This window comes from Bowmanella denitrificans (assembly GCF_039522935.1).
In the GTDB taxonomy this organism is placed as follows: domain Bacteria; phylum Pseudomonadota; class Gammaproteobacteria; order Enterobacterales; family Alteromonadaceae; genus Bowmanella; species Bowmanella denitrificans.
In genome coordinates this window covers 198,836-221,184 of the sequence record NZ_BAAAEI010000014.1, presented here as the reverse complement: position 1 = coordinate 221,184, position 22,349 = coordinate 198,836, and the positions used below count along the sequence as shown (strand labels likewise).

Here is a 22,349-nt window from a genome sequence, read left to right as displayed (position 1 = left end):
CATACTAGCACAACGTTCAAATTTTCACCACACATCCCTGTGTAGCCAAAGGTTATGCAGCCTGGTGGCTTTCAACGGGGGCAGATGAGCGCATCAGGTAGTCAAAGGCTCCGAGGCTGGCCGTGGCGCCGCTGCCCATGGCAATAATAATTTGCTTAAAGGGTGCGGTGGTCGCATCACCGGCAGCAAACACGCCTTTTACTGAGGTTTCACCGTTGGCGGCGGTCACAATCTCGCCCCGTAGGGTCAGCTCAATGCCGCTGTCTTTCAACCATTCGGTGTTAGGTACCAAACCAATCTGCACAAAGATGCCGGCCAGCGCTATATGATGCTGCTCAGCCGATACCCTGTCTTTATAGGTCAGCCCATTAACCTTAGAACCATCACCATTAACCTGCAGAGTCTGGGCATTAAGGATAATCTCGATATTGGCCATTGAGCGGGCTTTACGCACCAGCACATCGTCAGCACGCAGCTTGCTGTCAAATTCCAGCACGGTAACATGCTCGACAATATTGGCCAGGTCAATAGCCGCTTCGATACCCGAATTGCCGCCACCTATTACCGCGACCTTTTTACCTTTAAACAAAGGCCCATCGCAATGGGGGCAATAGGCCACCCCTTTACCGCGGTATTCACGCTCACCTGGCACATTCATCTCGCGCCAGCGCGCACCAGTGGCCAGCACCAGGCTTTTGCTTTTCAGCACAGCACCGTTTTCCAGGGTAATTTCCAGGGTATCGCCTTCGCGTACCTGAACTGCGCGTTGATTCGCCATAATGTCCACCTCGTAGTCACGTACGTGCTCTTCAAGGCTGGCCACCAGTTTCGGCCCTTCGGTATGCTTGACTGAAATAAAATTCTCTATGCCCACCGTGTCGGCGACCTGGCCACCAAAGCGGTCAGCCAGCAGCCCGGTGCGGATACCCTTACGCGCCGCATAGATGGCTGCCGATGCCCCGGCAGGGCCAGCACCCACTACCAGTAAATCAAAGGTGGGTTTGTGTTTAAGGGCCTCGGCCTGATGTTTAGCCGCATTGGCGTCCACTTTAGTGAGAATTTTCTCCAGAGTAATGGCACCCTGCGAGAAGCTTTCACCATTCAGATAGACACTGGGTACTGCCATCACATTGCGTTGACTGACTTCGTCCTGGAACAATGCACCATCTATCATCACGTTAGTGATATTTGGGTTCACCGCCGCCATCAGGTTAAGTGCCTGCACCACACCAGGACAGGTCTGGCAGCTTAAAGATACGTAGGTTTCAAAATGCAATGGACCGGGCAGCGATTTGATCTGTTCTAAAATGGCCTGTTCCTGCTTAATGGGATGACCACCGCTGTGCAGCAATGCCAGTACCAAAGAGGTAAATTCGTGGCCCATAGGCAAACCGGCGAATTCAATACTGGTGCCGGTGTCCGGGCTACGCACCTGCATAGAAGGTATGCGCTGGTTATCAGCACTTTGGCTGTAGCTGACCAGATCTGATAACGCTTCAATATCACGCGCCAGCGCCAACAGTTGTTGGGATTTGTCGCTGTCGTCGGTGGCCAGAACCAGTTCAACGGGACGCTTCAGATTGGCTAAATAGGTTTTCAGTTGGCTTTTCAAATTGTTGTCTAACATTTTAACCTCGACAAACGCTGGGCAAAGCTCACCTGTTACCGGCATCAACATGCCAGCACGGAGCATTAATTGAACAAGAAGAAAAGGGCCTGGACTCAGGCCCCTCAATGTTAGATTTTGCCGACCAGATCCAGAGAAGGAGACAGGGTTTCTTCACCTGGCTGCCATTTAGCCGGACATACTTCGCCGTCATGGTTGGCAACGTATTGGGCGGCCTGCACTTTACGGAACAGCTCAGATGCGCTGCGGCCAATACCCAAATCGTGAATTTCAGCGACCTTGATTTCACCCTCAGGATTGATAACGAAGGTGCCACGCAGAGCCAGACCTTCTTCTTCGATCATCACACCAAAGTTACGGCTGATACGGCCTGTCGGGTCGCCAATCATAGGGAACTTGATTTTCTTGATGGTTTCAGACGCATCATGCCAGGCTTTGTGGGTAAAGTGAGTATCAGTAGACACCGAATACACTTCTACGCCCATGGCTTGCAGTCTGTCGTAGTAGTCAGCCAGATCACCCAACTCGGTGGGGCAAACAAAGGTAAAGTCAGCCGGGTAGAACATCACTACCGCCCACTTGCCCTGCAGATCCTTGTCAGATACCTGCACAAACTCGCCATTGTGATAAGCGGTGGCATTGAACGGCAGGATTTTAGTATTGATAAGTGATTGACTCATTGACATTTTCTCCATTGATTTAAAAGGTTGCCTTGGAAGACGAGGAGAAGTGTACTCAATGACAGTTAATCTTTATAATTAATTGATTCAATCAAACAGATTAGAAATTTAGATTAGGGGCAGTCTCGCCCTGCCCCGATTGCCATTACCAATGACGCAGCTTATGTCCTTTAAAGGCGTAAAACAGGATAAAGCCATAGCAAGGGATCAACAGCAGATAAGCCGACTGACTGTCCAACCAGCTATGGGCAACGTAGCCATACAACAGTGGTAATAATGCGCCACCGGCAATGCCCATAATCAGCAGTGCTGAGCCGGTTGCGGTATGTTTTCCCAGCCCTTGCAGGGCCAGAGGCCAGACCGTTGGCCAGACCAGCGCATTAGCCAAGCCCAGCAGTGCCACATACAGCACAGGATCAGGCACCAAGGGCACGCCAGCCCACCCCAGCAACATGGATGTAGCCTGCTCACTGGTGGGGTCGCCCATAACGATGGCCAGACTCAGACCTACTCCGGCGATGGCCGACAGTTGTAACCCCTGAGCCTGACTGATAAAGCGGGGAATACACAGCACACCCAGCAGATAGCCCAGCATCATAAAGGCCATAGTGTAGGATGTCAGGGCACCAAAGTGCTTAACCCCCAATTGCTGACCAAATAAACCGATGGTATCACCGGCAATCACTTCCACGCCGACATAGAAAAACAGGGCCACTACCCCCAGCACCAGCTGTGGATGTGCCAGCACCTCGCGGCGGCGAACCTCATGGGCACCACCTCTTAGTGCTTCACCTGGCTCCGGCAGAGGGGCAAAATGCACCATCAGGGTCAGTAGCACCAACATCGCCGCCATCCATAAATAAGGCGTCACCAGTCTGTGTGCCAGAGCATCAAGCTGACTCAGGCGTTCTGCCTCAGGCAGCGCTGCCAGAGCATCGGCAGAATAACTGTCCATCCCGGTCAGAATAATCGCCGTAAAGACCAAAGGAACAATAAAACCAGCGCCTTTATTTAACAGCCCCATAATACAGATGCGCATGGCTGCACTTTGAGGTGGTCCCAACAATACCAGATAAGGATTAGAGGCGGTTTGCAAGATAGTCAGACCACTGCCCAGCACAAACAAGGCCAGCAGAAACAAGCCATAATGGGCAATCAGCGCGGCCGGAATAAAGGCCAGCGCTCCGATGATCATAATCCCCAGACCGGCCACCATACCTTTCTTATAGCCAATTCTGTCCAACACAGCAGACATCGGCAGCGCCATCACCACATAGGCGATATAAAAGGCAAAGGTTACCAGCAAAGCCTGAAATTCATTCAATTCACAGACAATACGTAAGAACGGGATCAGTGAGCCGTTCAGCCAGGTGACAAAACCGAACAGAAAAAACAAGATGGCAATCACCAGCATGGGTAGCCACACCCCGCTGGCACTATCCCCTTTATGTTGAGATTCAGCAATGTTCATTATCATTGTTCTCCAGTTGCCAGGGTTGACCAGCCAGCCAGGCGTGTTGTACTTGTAATTGTTTATCCAGCAGCAGCATATCGGCCCGTCGTCCCACCTGCAGGCTGCCATGGTGGTCCTGTATGCCTAAAAATGTCGCCGGACTGTGACTGGCCATCAGCAAGGCATCGTCCAGGCCGACGTCTAATGACTCAACGGCATAGCGTACTGCACCGGCCATATCCAGCACGGAGCCAGCTAACGAGCCGCTGGGTGCCAGCAGTTTACTGCCCTCGCGTCTGACTTTTTCACCATAAAAAGCAAACTCCGTATCTTGCGTTCCCACCGGCGGCATGGCGTCGGTAACCAACATAATCTTGTCTACGCCCTTGGCACGAATTGCCAGCCTGGCTGACAACGGATGCAGGTGATGGCCATCCAGTATCAAACCACACCAGCTATGCTCGTCAGCAAGAGCGGTACCCACCATCCCCGGCTCACGGGAAGTTAAGGCTGACATGCCATTATACAAATGGGTGAAACCACTGGCGCCAGCCTGAAGTGCGGCCTGCACTTGCTCAGCATTGGCATTGGAATGGCCAAGACAAACCCTGACCTGCATGGCTACCAGTTCACTGATCTGGGTGGGGCTGACGACCTCTGGTGCCACGGTAATCACTTTGACACCCAAATCCTGCCGGGCAAATACGGCCATTTCAGCCGCGCTGATACTGCGCAGATACTGTGGTGAATGCACGCCACGCTTGGCCAGCGACATATGCGGCCCTTCAAAATGCACACCGACAATGCCAGGCTCACCGCTTGTAAGCGCCTGCGCGATGGCATCGGCGGTACGCTGCATACAATCCAGACTGTCGGTAATCAAGGTGGGCAACATGGCGGTGGTACCAAAACGGCTGTGGGCGGCAAAGATGTTTCTCAGGCCTGCCAGCGTCGGGCAATCATTCAATAGCACGCCATTGCCACCGTTGACCTGCACATCAATAAAACCGGGCACCACCATGCCTGGGCCCGCATTCACCAGGGGCTGCCCTGGTGGCGGCGTTTCGCAGACCTGTGCAATAACACCATGCTGAATGTGCAAATAAGCTGGTCGCAGCCATTGCTTACCGATAAAGGCAGCGTCACAGGCCAGCCAATAACTCTGGGCTTTCATGTTGTTGCCTCTTTTTTCGCACCCAGCAGCGCGGCTCCGCGCACACCACTGGCGGGGCCACCTTCGGCCACCACAATCTTTGGTATGGCGGCGTTTTTAAATAAATGCGCCGCCACTGCCCTGGCCAGATGCTGATGTATTTCTGCAATGGCAGACAGACCACCACCTAACACCACAATGTCTGGATCGAGTACCAAAACCTGCCCCGCCACTACTGAGCCCAGCGCATCCATAAAACAGTCAAAGGTCTTGATGGCCTCTGGACGTCCCTGGCGAAAGTGTTCCAGCCACACATAGGTATCGGCTTGCTGATGACTGAAATGCTGATATAACCTGGCAAGGCCCGCACCAGACACATAGGTTTCGGCGCAGCCGCTCAGGCCGCAGCCACAATTGAGCAAGGGCAGCGCCCAGCGCTGCACCACCTTGGGATGCAAACCCAGGTGACCAAACTCCCCGGCCAGTTGACTGTCTCGCGCATAAAGCTCGCCACCTATGCAAAGCCCGCCTCCCAGCCCGGTACCAAGGATGATCCCCAGCACTCGCTGTGCGTCCTTACCTGCACCTAAGCTGGCCTCAGACAGGGCAAAGCAGCGACAGTCATTGCCCAGGGCAACCGGCCGGCTCAGTGCCAGGGTCAGATCCGCTCCCACCCTTTGCCCCGTCAGGCAAGGTACATTACTGGATAACGCCCTGCCATCACCGGTCACGACACCGGGTAAGCCCAATCCCACGCTACCACGCATGGCATATCGGCTATCGGCTTCCTCGACGAGTTCAACAACACTGCGTATAAAGGCCGGATAGTCGGCAGTCGGCGTCGCGCAGCGCGTTTTTTCAAGACAGGTAAAGTCATTGTCAAAAATGGCCAGTTCCATCTTGGTGCCACCAATATCCAGCCCGTAGTGCATACTCAGTCCTGTCTGTAAGGGTATATATTCACACCCTGCACCACACGGTTCACTTCACCGGTGGGGCAAGGGTTATCCGGACTGATACCAAACTGCAGTGCCTTAAAAAAGCCCAGCATCTGGCAATACAGAATATAAGGAAAGCCTAACCAGACATCCTCCAGGCCAGCAATCTGCGACAGGGCCACTGGCGCGCTGATATGTAACGCCTGAGCATCTTTTTGCAGCTCCAGGCGCAAATCGGCGTCATATCGCCCGGTGTAAGCATTGGCAGAGGGTAGCAACAGCACCTGTGTGCTGTTATCGATCAGTGACTTGGGGCCGTGGCGAAAGCCCAGTGGGCTTTCATAAAAACTGGGCAGACCACCGGCGGTGAGTTCTAGTACTTTCAGGGCCGCTTCTCTGGCAATCGCCAGTAAGGGTCCAGAACCCAAAAATACCAGACGACGGCAAGGCAGCGCCGCCAGGGTTTCTATACTGTCCAGGTCGCGCAGCAGAATTTGCTCGGCCAGCACGCGCATCTTGTCATACTGTGCTTGGTCCGGAGTAAACAGCATTAACGTAGCCAGCATCATACTGGTAAAACTGCTGGTCATGGCGAAACTCTGGTCATGGGCCGCAGACGGCATCAACAAGACTTTGTAGCGTGGATTGTCCTTAGCACTTGTGACTAACGCACCTTCAGGATTGCAGCTCACCACCAGATGCCAGCAGTCCTCCACCAGTTGATCCGCCAGCTCAACGGCGGCGCGGCTCTCCGGGCTGTTTCCGGAACGACCATAAGATACCAGCAGCGTTGGCACGTCTTTACGCAATTGCAGTCCGGGGTTACTGAGAATATCAGTGGTACTGATTGCCTCCACCCGCTGTCCGGCCGACATTGTCATCCTGGCATTCAGGTGCGCTTGTAATGCTTCGCCGATATACGCAGATGTGCCTGCGCCGGTCAGAATGATACGCAGATTGGGTAAGGCCAAAACCGGCTTAAGCCAGTCCTGCAACTCCCCCTGCTGTTGCACCATCTGCGCCAGCAGTTGCTGCCAGACACTGGGCTGTTGACTGATTTCCCTCGCGGTCCAGAATGCGTTTTTCTGCTCGAGCGTACCTTGCTCAAGTCCAAGATAAACCTGGTGGGTCATATTGCGTTTCCTTAGTGTTCAGTGAGACCACATGCCTGAGCATAGTCTGCCAGTACATCGGTAATTTTATTCAGTAACAGCGCTTCGGCGTCAGAGCTGATGGTCTTGCCGCGCACTGCCTGGTATTGCATTGGCATATACTGGCTAACGAGTGGCAAGGGAATCACAAGCTCTGACAAATTAGCTAACAACTTGTCTACCGCAGCCTGCAGCGCCGGTTGATTCCAGTAATAACGGATCCGGTCGCTGTAACTGAAAAAGGCTAACCAGGGCTGTGATTGTGCGTCGGGATAAAACTTCTGCCAATACTTGGGCTGCTGCTGCATCACCTCTGCACAAAGCTCGCGTAGCCCAGAACGTTTGGACTGTTCAATCAGCACATCTTCAATATGCGACAGGGCAAACACCCCTTCGCGCAGCGCAAAGGTCAGCGCCGGGCCGACTTTCAATATGGCAAAGTGGCCTTTCACCAAAGCCGCCAGCGCCTGCGGGGATTGGTAATCGGTGGAATGGGCTTCATAAACCAGATTCGGCACCTGATGGATGGCACCAGACAGTTCAGCCGCCAGTGCCGGAGCAAATTCATGTACTTTACTGTTATCAAACTCCACGCCCGGCTGCACCACCACCGCCACTACCTTGTTCCAGGTGTTGTCATCCAGACCAACCGCAGCAAAGGCCTGCTGATGCGCCTGCAGGGTATAAAGTACATTGGCCACCGGCGTGGGCGTCAGGTGATCTTCCAGTTCATTGACACCACCAGGTGCCGGGACTTCGGTGCCAATCACATAACATAACTGCCGGTTTAACCTGGCCGATTCCTGCTCTGCAATCGCACAGAGTCTGGCCGCCCGGCCTGCAATAATATCGTCTGTTAATGGCTCTGCATCGTCAGCACAGGGCATACTGGTGTCCAGATGAATCTTGCAAAATCCGGCCTGTACGTAGCTGCGGATCAGACTTTCACATCTGAGCATAGCCTGCTCCGCAGGCAGATCGGTCCAGCAGACCGGCCCCAGATGATCTCCACCAAAAATCAAACGCTGCTTGTCCAGGCCAACTTGTTGTGCCAGGGTGCAGACAAAATCGATGAAATCTGCCGGTTGCATACCGGTGTAGCCACCAAACTGATTGACCTGATTGGCAGTGGACTCCACCAACAACAGGCTGTTGTCTGCTTTAGCCTGCTGCATGGCAGCCTTAAGCACCAACGAATGGGCACTACATACCGAATAAATGCCACGGGGTTCGCCACGGCGGTTGGCGGCAAAAATATCTTGAAGATGCTGCATACTGGCTCCTCATCCACAATATCAGTCACACTGGCGGACAACCTGTGCCGCCATTTCTCAATTATCATTTGAAAAGCGCATAGGCGGAGCCTCAGCCCCGTTTATGCTAGCTGGCGATGCCCAGTGGTTTGCCGTGCTGCCACTGCCCCCGGGTGAAGTCAGGGAAATCTTTGGAGTTACCGCGATCGGCTACTGATGCTTTAGACAATGGGAATACTGCCGACCAGGCCGCCCCATCGTAGACATCCTGATCCAGCGGTACACCATTACGCAGACAATAAATCATGCGCCAGACCATCAGAAAATCCATCCCGCCATGGCCACCATTGCGTTCGGCTTCCTGCCCCATACGCGTCCACAGCGGGTGGTCATATTTCTGATACCACTTCTGCATATCGTAGTCCCATTCATGGAAACTGCCGCTGCCACCTTCTTCCAATGCAATACGGTTAGGGAAACCGGCAAACACACCATTGGTACCCTGAATAAGATTCAGTCTGGTGTAGGGGCGTGGCGTGGTGGTGTCGTGCTGTACCATAATGGTACGCCCCAGGTGCGTCTTAATAATACTGGTGTTGATATCACCCGTAATATAGTGCAGTTGATTACGCTCGTGATCGGCCGGGAATTCACGTTTAGCGTAGGCTGCACGCCCCAGCGCCGGTGAACTCATTGAACTCATATAGTCAAATTTATCACCGCGGTTGATATTCATATACTGGGCAACGGGGCCAAGACCATGGGTGGGATACAAGTTGCCGTTGGTGCGGGTATGGTGATAGGTGCGCCAGGAGCCGGTCTTGCGATCAATTTCTTTCATCTGCCAGCGCAGCTCATGAATATAGGCGGCTTCGCCATGCAGCAACTCACCAAACACACCCTGGCGCACCATATTCAGCACCATCAGCTCGTCACGCCCGTAGCAGACGTTTTCCATCATCATGCAGTTTTTCTGCGTCGCTTCAGAGGTGTCCACCAGATCCCACAGATCTTCAAGAGATGTCGCCATGGGAACTTCCACAAAGGCATGTTTACCCGCCAGCATCGTGGCTTTTGCCATGGGATGGTGCCAGCGCCAGGGAGTGGCGATAATGACAATATCTAAATCATCGCGGGCCAGCATATCAAGATAGTGTTTGTCGGTTTTACCGTACACATCTGGCTTGGGCCGGCCATGTTTTTCGGCCACCTTGACAGCTCGGGCTGTGACTTGCGGGTCAATATCGCAAATGGCTTTTAGCTCAACGCCGTCAAGGTTACACAGGTGGCTGACAAAACCAACGCCACGCTCACCTACCCCAATAATCGCCGCTCTGACAACCTGCATGGGCGCAACAGTCAGTCCCATCACTGATTTACCCAATGCCCTGGGTGCGCCCGCGCCCTGCCCCGTGCTGCTGCATGCTGCCACGGCACCTGCTGCGGCAGTCGCTGCTGCTGCTTTAAGAAATGATCGACGATTAAATTCAGACATGTATTGCTCCTATTACTCGGTATGTCGGTCCACCAAGTGCAGTTTGATACCTAATTTATCCAGTTCATCTACGTAGTTCTGCGGAATCCCAGAGTCGGTCACCAGCGTATGGATCTGCGCAATCGCACAGATTGCATGAAAAGCCCGGCGCTCAAACTTAGACGAGTCCGTCACTACCACTATCTCTTCTGCCATCTCACACATCAGCCGGTTGAGAATGGCTTCTTTCTCGAAATGCGTACCAATGCCAGTGCGCAAATCAAATCCGTCCACGCCGAGGATCAGCTTGCTGAAGTTGTAGTTCTGTAAGCTTCGCTCGGCGATAGCACCATAAAACGACATAGACTTTTTACGCAGCGTACCGCCGGTCAACATCACTTCCACCGAGTCGGAACGCGCCAGCTCGGTGGCAATGTTCAAGCCATTGGTCATCACCACCAGATCTTCCTTATCCACTAAGCAGGCCGCCACTTCCTGCGTGGTGGTGCCGGAGTCCAGCAAAATTCGTTCGCCCTCGCCAACCAGCTGGGCAGCCAGTGCACCAAGTTCCTGTTTCAGTGCCGAGTTCTGCCCGCTCTTTTCCTTGAGTGACAACTCACGCCCCAGTTGGCTGTTGACCATGGCGCCGCCCCGCGAGCGCACCAGTAATTTCTTGCGGTCCAGCACGCTAAGATCGTTGCGTATGGTGACTTCCGACACCTTAAATTGTTCAGCCAGTGCCTTAACCGACACCTTGCCCTGGGCCTGGGTCTGGCGCAGGATTTCCTGCTGTCTCTCAATACTGTTAAATGCATCCACGTTTGTTTCCCCTTTGTAAGTGAGGAACAAAATCTAGCATGGCATCGAATACATTCAAAAGACTTTGAAAGCTCAGACAAATCCCCTGCCACATATCAAAAACCTTATATATCCCAAACAGTTAACCAACTTCCCAAGGGATATTGGTGTCTTTCATTGGCTAGCATCATGCACAACTTCGAAAGATATTAAAAGTTTTTTTTCATTTTTTCTTGATCATTTAACAGTATTGGCGTTTTATTTAACACGAAGCAAACATATGCAAGTTTCATTTGCTTTCGTTTAAAGACCATTTGCACAAGTGAAATCGAGGGGACAACAAAACAATGAAAACCAAGTACAGTAAATTATCGCTGTGTCTGGCCATGGCACTGCTGGGTACCAGCCTGCCAACGCTGGCGCAACAACAAGAAAACCAAGAAGACAGCCAGGATGTTAAAGGCCAGGACGTTGAAAAGATTCAGGTTCGCGGCCTGCGCAGCAGTATCACTGAATCACTGTTTCAGAAACAAAACGCAGACAGTGTAGTTGACCTGATTATCGCCGACGATATCGGCAAGTTCCCCGACGAAAACCTGGCTGAAGCACTGCAACGTATTCCCGGCATTACCATTACCCGCAATGGCGGTGAGGGGCAGAATATTCTGGTACGGGGGCTTGGTGACGGCTACAACATCACCACCTTGAATGGCCGCAAATTGGCTTCGGATAATGCCGGGCGTGATTTTAACTATGACACTATCGCTTCGGAACTGGTAAACGTACTGGAAGTGTATAAGTCGCCAGAAGCCAGGCTTACCGAAGGTGGCATTGGCGCAATAGTCAATATCCAGACCCGTAAACCCCTTGATCTTGAAGGCTTTACCTTAAGCCTTTCGGGAAAAGGCATCTACGAATCCCGCTCTGAAGATGTTAACCCACACGGCTCTTTTATCATTGGTGATGTGAACAGCGAGAACACCTTTGGCGTGCTGATATCCGGTGCTTATTCAAAGAAGACCCTGCGTGAAGACGAGTATTCCGCCGGCGGCTTCTTTGACCCGGATGAAGGCTGGGATGAAGACAGCGCGGGCGTGCCTGTGGACACCAATGGCAATGGTGTGATTGATGAAAACGAAACCTACGCATCAAAAATTCCCAGCTATATGTATTTCAATAATGCTCAGGATACCCGCACCCGTATCGGCGGAACGGTGGCTGTGCAATGGCGGCCGACAGAAGCATTGGATGTAAATTTCGACGGCTTGTATTCGCGCTACAATACCGACGGCCATCGCTATCAGATTGGTTTTGTTAACTATGATGAATCCTGGACGCCCGGTACGCCGGTATTTACCGATGCCACCTTTGACGACCAGGGCCGCGTAGTGGCCATGACTCAGACCGGCAATACCATGGTGGAACTGCTTAACCTGACCGAACCCAGAAAAACCGATACTTACCAGTTTGCCTTTAATACCAAATGGTATGCCAGTGACGCACTGACGGTCACCGCCGACTTGGCTACGTCCAAGGCCAAAAATGAAAACGCCGGTGACAACCGCTTTGTGGTAGCGCGTGGCTTTATCGACAGCATTCGCATCGACCATAACACCGGCAATATGCTGCCTGATGTGGTGATGTCACCAGGACTGAATGCCGAACAAACCTACGGCGCACACTACAGTCGCAACACCGGTGTCGGGGTGGAAGACAAGGTGGATGATGCCAAGCTTATCGGTGAATACCGCTTTGAAGACGGCATACTGAGTAAAGTGGAATTTGGCCTGACCTATTTAAAGCAGTCAAAGGCCCGCAATGAATATGCGTCAAGAGATCCCGGTATTTTCAGCCGTGGCGGATATTATCTGGACCGACTGGAACTGGATTACGATGACAGGTCGGTATTCACTGAGGGCGATTTTACCCTGTTCCGCATTCCTTCCGAGGTGTTCCAGGCCGCCAACTTTGACAACTTTATGGACGGCGAAGCCGGTCAGATGCCACAGCCCTGGCCCAGCTTTGACTACGATAAGTTGCTGGATTTTTACCGTTCTATCAATGCCGAGGCAGCCGACGAGTATATCGTTGCGTCACTCAGCCGTGCTGGTAGCTATACCATTGAAGAAGAGGTAAAAACCGCTTATGTACAAGCCTACTTTGAAGATGAGTTGTTTTCCCTGCCGTATAAACTGAATCTGGGCCTCAGAGCATCACAAACCAGCACCAGCTCTATTGGTGCGGTGTATCAGCTCGATAAGATTGAGCTGGACGATGAAGGCAAGCCGATTAAGAACGGCTGGAATGAACCTGTGGATGTCAGCTTTGCCAGTGATTATTCCAATGTATTACCCAGCTTGAACTTTAAGCTGAGCCTGACCGATGAATTGCTGTTCCGTTTCTCAGCCGCCAAGGTAATCAGTCGCCCAAGCCTGAACGATTTACGCCCATGGCGGGCAGTAAACTTTACCAGTCTTAAAGATGGTCTGCCGACCCTGAATATGGGCGATCCCAGTTCTACGCCTGAAGAAGCCAATCAGGCCGATATAACCCTGGAATGGTACTTTGGAGACAGCAGTGCCTTAAGCGGTGGTGTGTTTGTTAAGGATATCAAGTCCTTTATTGAGGAGCGTGAAGCGCCTTATAGCCTGGAAGGGATCACCTATTACGGTACCCGCTCGGTTAAAAGTCCTTATGGTGCCAATATCAAAGGCCTTGAATTTGCTTACCAGCAATCTTTTGAAGAATGGTTACCTGAGCCCTTTAACGGCCTGGGCTTCCAGTTTAACTATACCTATGTGGACAGCAGCTACGACGATCCTGAGCGCAAAGCCAAAAATTTGCCATTTAAAGGTATGTCGAAAAACTCCTATAACGCGGTGGTCTATTATGAGCAATATGGCATTCAGGCCCGTGTTGCCTATAACTGGCGTGGTAAATATATGTATGACCCTGAAGCCTGGGGCGGACCGGCTTATATTTCTGACTACGGTCAGTGGGATGCCAGCCTGAGCTATGATGTCACAGACAAAATCAGCATTTTTGCCGAAGGCAGCAACCTGACCAACGAGCGTTATTGGGCCTACACCAAGGTGGAAGATCAGGTGAGTCTACTTAACCGCTTTGGACGCCAGATTTCCCTGGGCGTCAGAGCTAAATTCTAAACCTGATCATTGCCGCCTAGTCCTTAGGCGGCAATTCTTTCAACCTGTTAGCAACGGATAGTGCCATGCTTAATCAACATAAATTCACAGTACCGCTATTGTTGCTGTTATGCAGTTGCGGCGACAGCAGCAACAATGCACCACAGCTAACCCAGCAGCCTGATGCCAATATTCTCACCTTGCCCAGCAGTCAGGCGGTGGACATTCCATTGAGCTTTAATACCTGGGTGCAAGATAACCCGGCTGCCAGTCTGGCACTGGTGACCAATGAAGACCCCACTGCGCTTAACTGGCAAAACAATCAACATAGCCTGCTAAGTTATTTTGCTCTGGATAGAGCTGATACCCTGACGCTTGGCCTGACGGCAAGCACTGACACCTCTCAGCGTTTGGCCGTTAGCCTGGGCGATCAGGAAGTTGAACTGACCCTGGACAAAGGCCAGCAACATACTTACCCCTTGTTTGAGGTCACACTGGGCAGCGCAGGCTATCAGCAGCTTAAAATACGCAGCTTGAATGGCCAGAGTGGTGACCTGCCCAGGTTACATTGCCTGGCCGTCTGGCCCAAAGACAGCACCACGAAGCTGTATTATCTGGATGAAGGCAACCCTTATTGGGGACGGCGTGGTCCCTCTGTGCATTTCAGCTACGATATGCCAGTTAATCGTGACATCGAGTGGTTTTACAGCGAGATCACTGTTCCCGGTGGTCAGGATGTACCCGGCTCTTACTATATGGCCAATGGTTTTGGTGAAGGCTATTTTGGTATTCAGGTCAATTCGGAGATAGAAAGGCGGGTGCTGTTTTCTATCTGGAGCCCGTTTCAAACCGACGACCCGAGTCAAATTCCCCCCGAGCAGCGCATTCAGTTACTTGGCAAAGGCGATGGTGTGTATACCGGGGAATTTGGTAACGAGGGTTCGGGTGGTCAAAGCTACCTGAAATACACATGGCAGGCCGATACCACCTACAGCTTTTTATTAAAGGTCACCCCAGCCGGGGATAACAGTACAGACTATACAGCCTGGTTTAAGCCTAAAGCACAAGATAGCTGGCAGCTTATCGCCAGCTTTAAACGCCCCCAGACCGATACCTATGCCACCCGTCTGCACAGCTTTTTGGAGAATTTTCTGACCCAATATGGCAATCAGGGCCGCTGGGCCTGGTATCAGAATCAATGGGCCATGGACACCGAAGGGCAATGGCATGAATTAACCCAGGCCCGCTTCACGGTGGACGGCACCGGACGGGACGAAGATCGTCTGGATTTCCAGGGTGACAGTGATGACAACGGTTTTATTCTGAAAAACGGTGGCTTTGTTTATCCGCCAACTCAAGCTGATAGCCGGTTTGAGCGAAACCCGACGGGTCAGCAGCCACCAATCGATTTTTCGGTTCTGCCGCAGCCGTGATTGCCACTAACGAGCAGAAAATACTCTCTCGCAAAGCCGCAGAGAACACGCAGAGAAACAAGAGATTTTTCAATCTATGCTGTTGTAGATCTGCGTCATCTGCGTATTCACATTGGAGCAAGGTATACCGGTGATTGCAAAAGAGGCAGTGAAACAACAGCGTTGCAATTCCCCTGCCCCGGCACTAGCATAGGAACCTATCGAAAAAATAGAAATATCAGCATAATGTACAGGCCTAAAACCACCCTGGAACAATGGCGAATCTTACAGGCTGTGGTCGACCATGGCGGCTATGCCCATGCCGCCGCTAAGCTGAATAAAAGCCAATCTTCGTTAAATCACGCGGTAGCGAAATTGCAAAGTCAGCTCAATGTTCAATTGCTGGAAGTGAAGGGACGCAAAGCTTTTTTGACCGAAGCCGGTGAGGTCATGCTACGCCGTTCCCGGCACCTGACCCAGAATGTGCAGGAGCTTGAGTTCCTGGCAGAGAATATCAATCAGGACTGGGAGCCTGAAATCACCGTCGCCTTAGACTTAGCTTACCCCAGAGAACTGTTTTATCCGGCCTTAAAGGCGTTTCACCCGCAAAGCCGTGGCAGTCGCCTGAAAATCATCGACACTGTGCTAACCGGCACCGAAGAGGCCATTACCGATGGCTGGGCTGATATCGTGATTACCGGCACCGTGCCCAAAGGTTATCTGGGCGAACCCATTGCCGAGCTTTACTTTATAGCGGTGTGCCACGCTGAACATCCACTGGCGGCGCTGCCTTCCCCTATTGATGCCAATGAATTACTGCACCATCTGCAACTGGTAATTAAAGACACCTCCCAGTCCCCCAATGAAAAGCAGGGTTGGTTGCGCTCAGAGCAGCGCTGGACAGTCAGCCACTTTAATACCGCCATTGAACTGATGCTGCAGGGCCAGGGATTTTGCTGGCTGCCAACCCACACGGTAGAACAACATATTGTTAGTGGCGATCTGGTCAAGCTTGAAATTCAGGGTAGCACCTTTCGTAAGCTGGTAGCATGGTTAGTTCATCCCAACCCTGATACCCTCGGACCAGGAAGTAAATTATTATCAGAATTGATACTCGCACACCGCCAGATACATAACGAGTGTGCCGAGCGAGAACAAAGACCAGAGGAAAACTGATGCAAATGACCCGTGAAGAGTTGCATAGTCTGATGTCAGATACTGCTCACAATGCGGTGCTGACAACCCGTGAAGAGTTTGGCATTGAACTGGACCACAGCCCACAGAGTGTGGCGCTGGTGGATGTGGCCATTCTTAAATGGTTGGAAAAATACAGTGACTCAGCCCTGGAAAATGCTGCGGTATTTACCATTTGCAATCTGTATGGCGCGTACATTGGTGAGATTTTCCGTAAACTGGTGGGCGGCCATTGGCATTACGATAACAGTAACCCAGATGCCCCTTACGTGGTGTTGGAATACGCTGGCCACACTTATGCCTTTGCCGGTATTTGTTATCAGCGACTGGCTAACGACAGTCAGATCAGCGTCAAAAATTACTTTGATCAGGCAATTAGCAACAATGCCCAATAAGTTAGGCAGTACATCCAGCAAACTATAAACAACTTTTTATATTCACAAGCTAAATGGCCCTTCTCTATATAAGATGCGCCGCCTAACAAGGCGGCGCTGCTCACAATATTAGAAGCGATATGCCGCTTTGGCATACAAATGTCGGCCTCTGGGGTTATGCACCGTTGATACATAACCAAACAGATCGTCATCGCCATTGCCAATGGCAAAGGGCGGCTCCTTATCAAACAGATTGTTTACCCCCAATGTCAGGCGTAGCGGCTGACTGGCCTGCCAGGTAAGTTGCAGGTCGGTTAACAAATGGCTGTCCACCATACGACTTTGATGCTGGTCAAAATCAAGATTGCCGTCAAAATTCACATCCGGCGTATCTTCAAATTCGCCTATATAACTGAAGATCAGGCTGACCCCAACATCGCCCTGCCGCCAGTCCGTTGTACCGACCCAGCGGTGCTTGGGATATTCATATTCCCCCAGGTAGTCTCTGCCACCACGCTCAAACTTGTGCATGGCGGTCCACTGTAGGCCAAATTTCACTTCCCCCCAATCCTGCATATCCAACCTGTAGTTGGCTGACAAGTCTATTCCGGCCACATCCTGACTGCTGACATTGCGCAGGTTGCCATGTACTTTGGACAGAACCCCCAGTGACTCACCGGCTTGGGGTGGATTACGCTCACACAAGGGACTGTTCTGCTGGTTACACTGGGCCTGATAAACATCTTCATGGAAAACCTCAATCTTGTTTTCCTGCGTGATACTCCAAAGATCAAAGCCAGCATCAAACCCTGTGTCTTTGGCGTAGAAAATACCGATATTCCAGGACTCAGATTCTTCCGCTTTTAGATCTGGGTTACCGCGAAACTCGACATTGTAATCCAGCACATCACATTCTGTATCCGGATCCAGCCCCATGGCCAGACAGCGATAAGTGTCTTTAAAGAATACGGATATTTCAGAGGGGCCCAAACCAACTTGCGCCAATGACGGCGCTCTGAAGCCCTGTGCCCAGGACGCGCGCAGGGTAATATCGTCACTAATTAAGTAGCGCATGGCTAATTTGGGGTTAAAGGTGCTACCAAAATCACTGTAGTCATCGTAACGGCCCGCCGCCTGCAGTTCCAGCGCATCGCCAAAGGGCACAGAAAACTCCAGGTAGGCAGCCCATTGGCTACGTTTGGCTGCTGCAGATACCGCTTCGGTACCGAAGATCAGCCCCTGCTGGAACTGTTCATCAGGGATGTCCGACACCTGCTCCTTACGATATTCAAGCCCTGCCGCCATCATCACCCTGTTCTGTTCAAACTCAAACAAGTCGCCACTGATACTAAGATCCGCAGCAGTGATCCTTGATTTCCCCAGACGCACCAGACTGGTGGTAATGTCGGCAATCACATCGGCATCATTGTATGTGCCGCCAAACGGATTATAGCGCCCGGCATTAATTTCCCGTTGCAGGTAATCGACCCTTACCCACCCCTGATGTTGATTACCGGTTTGCTGGGATTCGCTGCGACCTTTTTGCACCGACGCTTCCCACAGCCACTGATTAAATTCGCCTTTTAGCCCTGCCAGCATTCTCAAGGTGTCGGATTCAATATCCCAGCGGCGGTTGCCACCATCAACCGGGCGAAAGCGCCCAATATCAATATCCTGACCAAAGGGGTTATTGGGATGGGAAGCAGGTACCGTCAGCCCAGCCGACTCGTCCAGCGGTGTGGCAGCGCCACCGGCATTGGAAGTATTGTGCTGTACAGCCACCTCCACAAAAGCTTCAATATCATTGCCAAATTCATGATTGAGCATAAAGATGGCCCCCAGCCGCTCAGCTTTGGGAATAGTGATACTGGCCGGCCCGTAGTCATAATAGCAGTTTTGGTTTTCGACATTTAATTGCTCAGGCGGGCAAGCTGGATCAACGGTTTTTACTCCGTTCACATAGAAATAGCCGGGAAATCCGCGGGATGAACGAAAATCCATGCCGCCATAAGGGGTTTGATCTGCCGTGCCAAACCGCCCCATATCTGCATTACTTAATTCTGAGTTATTAAAGTAATCAAAGATCACTGATGCCCGGCTTTTTCCCTCGCCAGTGCCCCAGACCATACTGACATGTTTCTCATCGTAATCGCCGCCCTTGGTCTGTCCATAAGAGGCTTCGATTTCCAACCCATCAATATCCTGTTTAAGGATGATATTGACCACGCCAGCCACCGCATCAGAGCCGTAAATCGCTGACGCACCATCTTTTAAGATATCAATGCGCTGAATAGCCGACACAGGAATGCTGTTAATATCCACAAAAGAGTTGGTCACACCTTCGGCAAAGGCACTGACCCCTACCCGCCGGCCATTAATCAAGACCAGGGTAGCATCCGGCCCAAGCCCACGCAGGCTTACCGCAGCTGCACCATTGGCGGTGGAATCCTGGCTGTTATTGCGGGTTGAAAATGTGCCAGCGCCGTTAACCGGCAGCCGCTCCAATAATTGTTGTAAGTTTTGAAAGCCGGTTCGTTCAATATCCACCCGGTCAATGCTTTGAACCGGGCTGGGTCCTTCCATATCCGTGCGCTTTATCCTTGAGCCAGTCACCTGAATTTTTTCCAGTGATTCCATACCGGTACCCTGCTGAGCAAGCAATGCTGAACTTGGTAAGGTGGTGAAGAGTGAGGTCAATACTGCGGTATATAGTTTTTGCTTCTGCATAAAATGTCCTTATAGTGAAGGCCACCTGTTTGTCAGTGGCATTTAACTATTAGCAGCAAATCAGACTTTTACCCGATAACAGAAGCAGATTTAAAGAGGTTTGGGCGATTGTTCAGGGCTTGCGCCAGTCCTGAAGCATTAACTTAAGAGTACGGCTACGCAGCCAGTAAAGCAGCATCAGCATATCCGCCAGTAAGGTCAGGGCAATGATCCAGGAAAACACCCAGTGGCCGTGATTGGCCATATGCAGGTGCAAAGCGATATCAGCCAGCAATGCCATCATCACCAGGGGCTTGATCAGATAAAAGCATCCAGTCCAGCGCTCCCTTAGCCAGTGCCGCCAGATAACCATTGTCATCACCAGTAAGGCTGGCAGGCCAACCAGCAGACAAAGATAAAAGTAGTGCCGATCCGGATAGAACAGCCCTAATAACAGGCTGGTGTCAGGCCGGTAACTAATGGAGGCAATAAACACCAGAAACGCGCGCATCAATACCAGCAGGCTGGCCAACAGCGGCCAGGTGGGCTTGATACGCCCCTCATTATCGTAAAATTTAAGGGGCAGAATGGGTCGGGTGCTTGCCATCAGATATAGCGGCGCTGTTCGGCCAGATAGCCCAGCAGCAGAAATACTGACACTATGACTATTCCCTGATACATGGCCGGCAGCATCAGGATCAGCTGTTTGGTGAAGGGCGTGACAAAAAGAATAAAAGCGCCATAGCCAAAGGCGCAGATCAGCACAAATACCAAGGTTCTGAGCACAAAATGGTAAGGGCTGAGCATACGTTTGATATGTTTATTTACCACGTCCCCATACACTACCAGCAATGTGGCCACTAAGGTCATGGCCACTTCCATATAGTAAGGATGCAACAGATGGGTAAGCTTTAACAGAATATCCTGCATGACACTCTCTGAATAACGATGTTAGGCAAGTAACAGGATTAAATATTGTGCTGGCTAAACAGCGCTAACATTTCCTCTTCACTCATCACCCGTACTCCCAATTCATTGGCTTTGGCCAATTTGGATCCGGCCTTTTCTCCGGCCACCAGGCAATGGGTTTTGGCCGAGACACTGCCCGCTACTTTGGCGCCCAATTGCTGCAATTTCGCCTTGGCGTCATTTCTGTCCATACTGGACAAGGTGCCAGTAATGACATAGGTCTGACCGTCCAGCGGCAATTCCTGTGCGGCTTTGACTTCGATTTGCGGCCAGCTCAGGCCTACGTCCAATAGTTCATCCACCACCTGCTGGTTATGGGGCTCGGCAAAGAAGTTAACAATATGGCTGGCCACCACTTCACCCACATCGGGCACAAGTTGCAAGGCTTGCATATCCGCCTGGCGCAGTGCTTCCAGAGTAAGGAAATGCTGGGCCAGATTGGCTGCGGTGGCCTCCCCCACTTCCCTAATCCCCAACGCATACAAAAAGCGCGCTAAGGTGGTGTGCTTGGCTTTATCCAGTGCGTTGACCAGATTGGCGGCGGACTTCTCCCCCATACGTTCCAGACTGGCCAGCTTGGCTAAATCCAGCCGGAACAAATCTGCCGGGGTGTGGATCCAATCCATATCCACCAGTTGTTCAATAAGCTTATCACCCAGACCATCCACATCTAAGGCTTTACGCGAGGCAAAGTGCTTCAGGGCTTCTTTGCGCTGCGCCGCGCAAACCAGTCCGCCGGTGCAACGTGCCACGGCTTCTGCTGCCAGTTTTTCCACTTGTGAATCACAAATGGGGCAATGCTCGGGAAAGTGTATTTCCCTGGCATGTTCGGGGCGCTTGGCTTCGACCACAGACACTACTTGCGGGATCACATCGCCAGCCCGGCGGATAATCACAGTATCGCCGATTTTAATTCCCAGACGTTGTATCTCATCCTGGTTGTGCAACGTGGCATTAGACACTGTTACCCCGCCGACAAATACCGGTTTTAAACGGGCAACAGGGGTAATAGCGCCGGTACGGCCAACCTGGAATTCCACATCCAGCAGCTCGGTCATTTCTTCCTGGGCAGGAAACTTCCAGGCAATAGCCCAGCGCGGCGCGCGGGCAACAAAACCCAGTTCCTGCTGAAGTGCCAGATCATTGAGTTTGATTACCACACCGTCAATTTCATAGGCGAGATTGTCGCGCTTTTGCAGGATTTGCTGATAAAAAGCGGTACATCCTTTGGCATCCTCAACCAGACGGATTTCCGGACATAGGGGCAGTCCCCAGTCTTTCAGTTGTTGCAGACGTCCATAATGGCTATCCGCCAAGGCACCGCCTTCAGCCAATCCCACCGAATAGGCATAAAAGGTTAAGGGTCTGGATGCGGTGATCCGCGAATCTAACTGGCGCAAGCTGCCCGCTGCCGCGTTACGCGGATTGGCAAACACTTTTTTACCCTGCTCGACCTGGCTTTGATTCAGTTTTTCAAAACCACTGCGGGTCATAAACACTTCACCGCGCACTTCCAGCCTGGCCGGATAACCTGCGCCTCTGAGCATTAAGGGTACATTGGCAATGGTTTTTACATTAGCGCTGATATTCTCGCCGGTACGCCCATCTCCACGGGTGGCACCGCGCACCAGTTGGCCATTTTCATACAGTAGACTGACCGCCAGTCCGTCTAACTTGGGTTCGCAGCAAAAGCCGCCTTGTAAATCACGTTTTAATCTGTCGCCCATGCGTTTTACAAAGGCATGAAACTCATCATCGTCAAAGGCATTATCCAGCGACAGCATCGGCACTTCGTGTGCGACTTCACCAAAGGCTGACACAGGTTCACCGCCAACCTTCTGGCTGGGTGAATCAGGGGTAATCAGATCCGGATGCTGGCTTTCCAGCGCCTTGAGTTCCTGCATCAGCCTGTCGTATTCGGCGTCGGGAACCGTAGGGGCATCCAGTACATAATACTGGTAGTTATATTCGTTCAAACCGGCCCTGAGTGTGGCCAGTCGTTCAATAATAGCGGATTGGGTCAT

General features: G+C 51.8%; 17 protein-coding genes. 4 read left to right on the top strand and 13 right to left on the bottom strand.

Annotation, left to right across the window (positions count from 1 at the left end; all coding sequences use genetic code 11):
- Window positions 1-52 precede the first annotated feature (52 nt).
- The 9 genes from ahpF to agaR form a co-directional block, all read right to left on the bottom strand.
- Window positions 53-1,627 carry an alkyl hydroperoxide reductase subunit F gene (ahpF, locus tag ABD028_RS13500; RefSeq protein WP_343845544.1) on the bottom strand — a complete coding sequence of 525 codons (1,575 nt, stop codon included), beginning with the start codon at window positions 1,625-1,627 and terminating at the stop codon, window positions 53-55.
- 110 nt (window positions 1,628-1,737) lie between these two features.
- Window positions 1,738-2,307: an alkyl hydroperoxide reductase subunit C gene (gene ahpC / locus ABD028_RS13495; RefSeq protein ID WP_343845542.1), complete on the bottom strand. Its 570-nt coding sequence runs from the start codon at window positions 2,305-2,307 to the stop codon at window positions 1,738-1,740.
- Window positions 2,308-2,452: 145 nt separating this feature from the next.
- Window positions 2,453-3,778: a sugar MFS transporter gene (locus ABD028_RS13490; protein ID WP_343845540.1), complete on the bottom strand. Its 1,326-nt coding sequence runs from the start codon at window positions 3,776-3,778 to the stop codon at window positions 2,453-2,455.
- Entirely contained in the window at window positions 3,765-4,934 is a 1,170-nt protein-coding gene (nagA, locus tag ABD028_RS13485) for an N-acetylglucosamine-6-phosphate deacetylase (RefSeq protein ID WP_343845538.1), read from the bottom strand. The genes ABD028_RS13490 and nagA overlap by 14 nt, the downstream gene beginning before the upstream one ends.
- Window positions 4,931-5,845 carry an ROK family protein gene (locus ABD028_RS13480; protein ID WP_343845536.1) on the bottom strand — a complete coding sequence of 305 codons (915 nt, stop codon included), beginning with the start codon at window positions 5,843-5,845 and terminating at the stop codon, window positions 4,931-4,933. Before ABD028_RS13480 ends, nagA begins: the two co-directional genes overlap by 4 nt.
- 2 nt (window positions 5,846-5,847) lie before the next feature.
- Window positions 5,848-6,984: an SIS domain-containing protein gene (locus ABD028_RS13475; protein WP_343845534.1), complete on the bottom strand. Its 1,137-nt coding sequence runs from the start codon at window positions 6,982-6,984 to the stop codon at window positions 5,848-5,850.
- Between the two features lie 11 nt (window positions 6,985-6,995).
- Complete coding sequence (locus ABD028_RS13470; protein WP_343845532.1) at window positions 6,996-8,276, bottom strand: D-tagatose-bisphosphate aldolase, class II, non-catalytic subunit; 1,281 nt, start codon at window positions 8,274-8,276, stop codon at window positions 6,996-6,998.
- A gap of 106 nt (window positions 8,277-8,382) precedes the next feature.
- Window positions 8,383-9,750, bottom strand: coding sequence for a Gfo/Idh/MocA family protein (locus ABD028_RS13465; RefSeq protein WP_343845530.1), 1,368 nt, complete (start codon window positions 9,748-9,750; stop codon window positions 8,383-8,385).
- 12 nt (window positions 9,751-9,762) lie between these two features.
- A complete protein-coding gene (agaR, locus tag ABD028_RS13460; RefSeq protein ID WP_102795229.1) occupies window positions 9,763-10,548 on the bottom strand; it encodes a transcriptional repressor AgaR in 786 nt (261 codons plus the stop codon).
- A 326-nt stretch (window positions 10,549-10,874) separates the two neighbouring features.
- Here agaR and ABD028_RS13455 point away from each other — a divergent pair, with 326 nt between their 5' ends.
- The 4 genes from ABD028_RS13455 to ABD028_RS13440 all read left to right on the top strand — a co-directional run bounded on the left by ABD028_RS13455 (window position 10,875) and on the right by ABD028_RS13440 (window position 16,671).
- On the top strand, window positions 10,875-13,691 hold the full coding sequence (locus tag ABD028_RS13455) for a TonB-dependent receptor (protein ID WP_343845528.1): 2,817 nt from the start codon (window positions 10,875-10,877) through the stop codon (window positions 13,689-13,691).
- A 65-nt stretch (window positions 13,692-13,756) separates the two neighbouring features.
- Complete coding sequence (locus ABD028_RS13450) at window positions 13,757-15,103, top strand: DUF3472 domain-containing protein (RefSeq protein ID WP_343845526.1); 1,347 nt, start codon at window positions 13,757-13,759, stop codon at window positions 15,101-15,103.
- A gap of 225 nt (window positions 15,104-15,328) precedes the next feature.
- Complete coding sequence (locus ABD028_RS13445; protein WP_343845524.1) at window positions 15,329-16,258, top strand: LysR family transcriptional regulator; 930 nt, start codon at window positions 15,329-15,331, stop codon at window positions 16,256-16,258.
- Window positions 16,258-16,671, top strand: a complete 414-nt coding sequence (locus ABD028_RS13440; protein WP_102795225.1) for a hypothetical protein — start codon at window positions 16,258-16,260, stop codon at window positions 16,669-16,671. Before ABD028_RS13445 ends, ABD028_RS13440 begins: the two co-directional genes overlap by 1 nt.
- 108 nt (window positions 16,672-16,779) lie before the next feature.
- Here the strand turns inward: ABD028_RS13440 and ABD028_RS13435 are convergent, their stop codons facing one another.
- The 4 genes from ABD028_RS13435 to ligA all read right to left on the bottom strand — a co-directional run bounded on the left by ABD028_RS13435 (window position 16,780) and on the right by ligA (window position 22,349).
- Window positions 16,780-19,377 carry a TonB-dependent receptor plug domain-containing protein gene (locus ABD028_RS13435; protein WP_343845522.1) on the bottom strand — a complete coding sequence of 866 codons (2,598 nt, stop codon included), beginning with the start codon at window positions 19,375-19,377 and terminating at the stop codon, window positions 16,780-16,782.
- 112 nt (window positions 19,378-19,489) lie between these two features.
- The gene (locus tag ABD028_RS13430; RefSeq protein ID WP_343845521.1) at window positions 19,490-19,963 is read right to left on the bottom strand and encodes a DUF2919 family protein; all 474 of its coding nucleotides are present in this window, start codon (window positions 19,961-19,963) and stop codon (window positions 19,490-19,492) included.
- Complete coding sequence (locus ABD028_RS13425; protein ID WP_343845519.1) at window positions 19,963-20,286, bottom strand: DUF3392 domain-containing protein; 324 nt, start codon at window positions 20,284-20,286, stop codon at window positions 19,963-19,965. The genes ABD028_RS13430 and ABD028_RS13425 overlap by 1 nt, the downstream gene beginning before the upstream one ends.
- Window positions 20,287-20,324: 38 nt before the next feature.
- On the bottom strand, window positions 20,325-22,349 hold the full coding sequence (ligA, locus tag ABD028_RS13420; RefSeq protein ID WP_343845517.1) for an NAD-dependent DNA ligase LigA: 2,025 nt from the start codon (window positions 22,347-22,349) through the stop codon (window positions 20,325-20,327).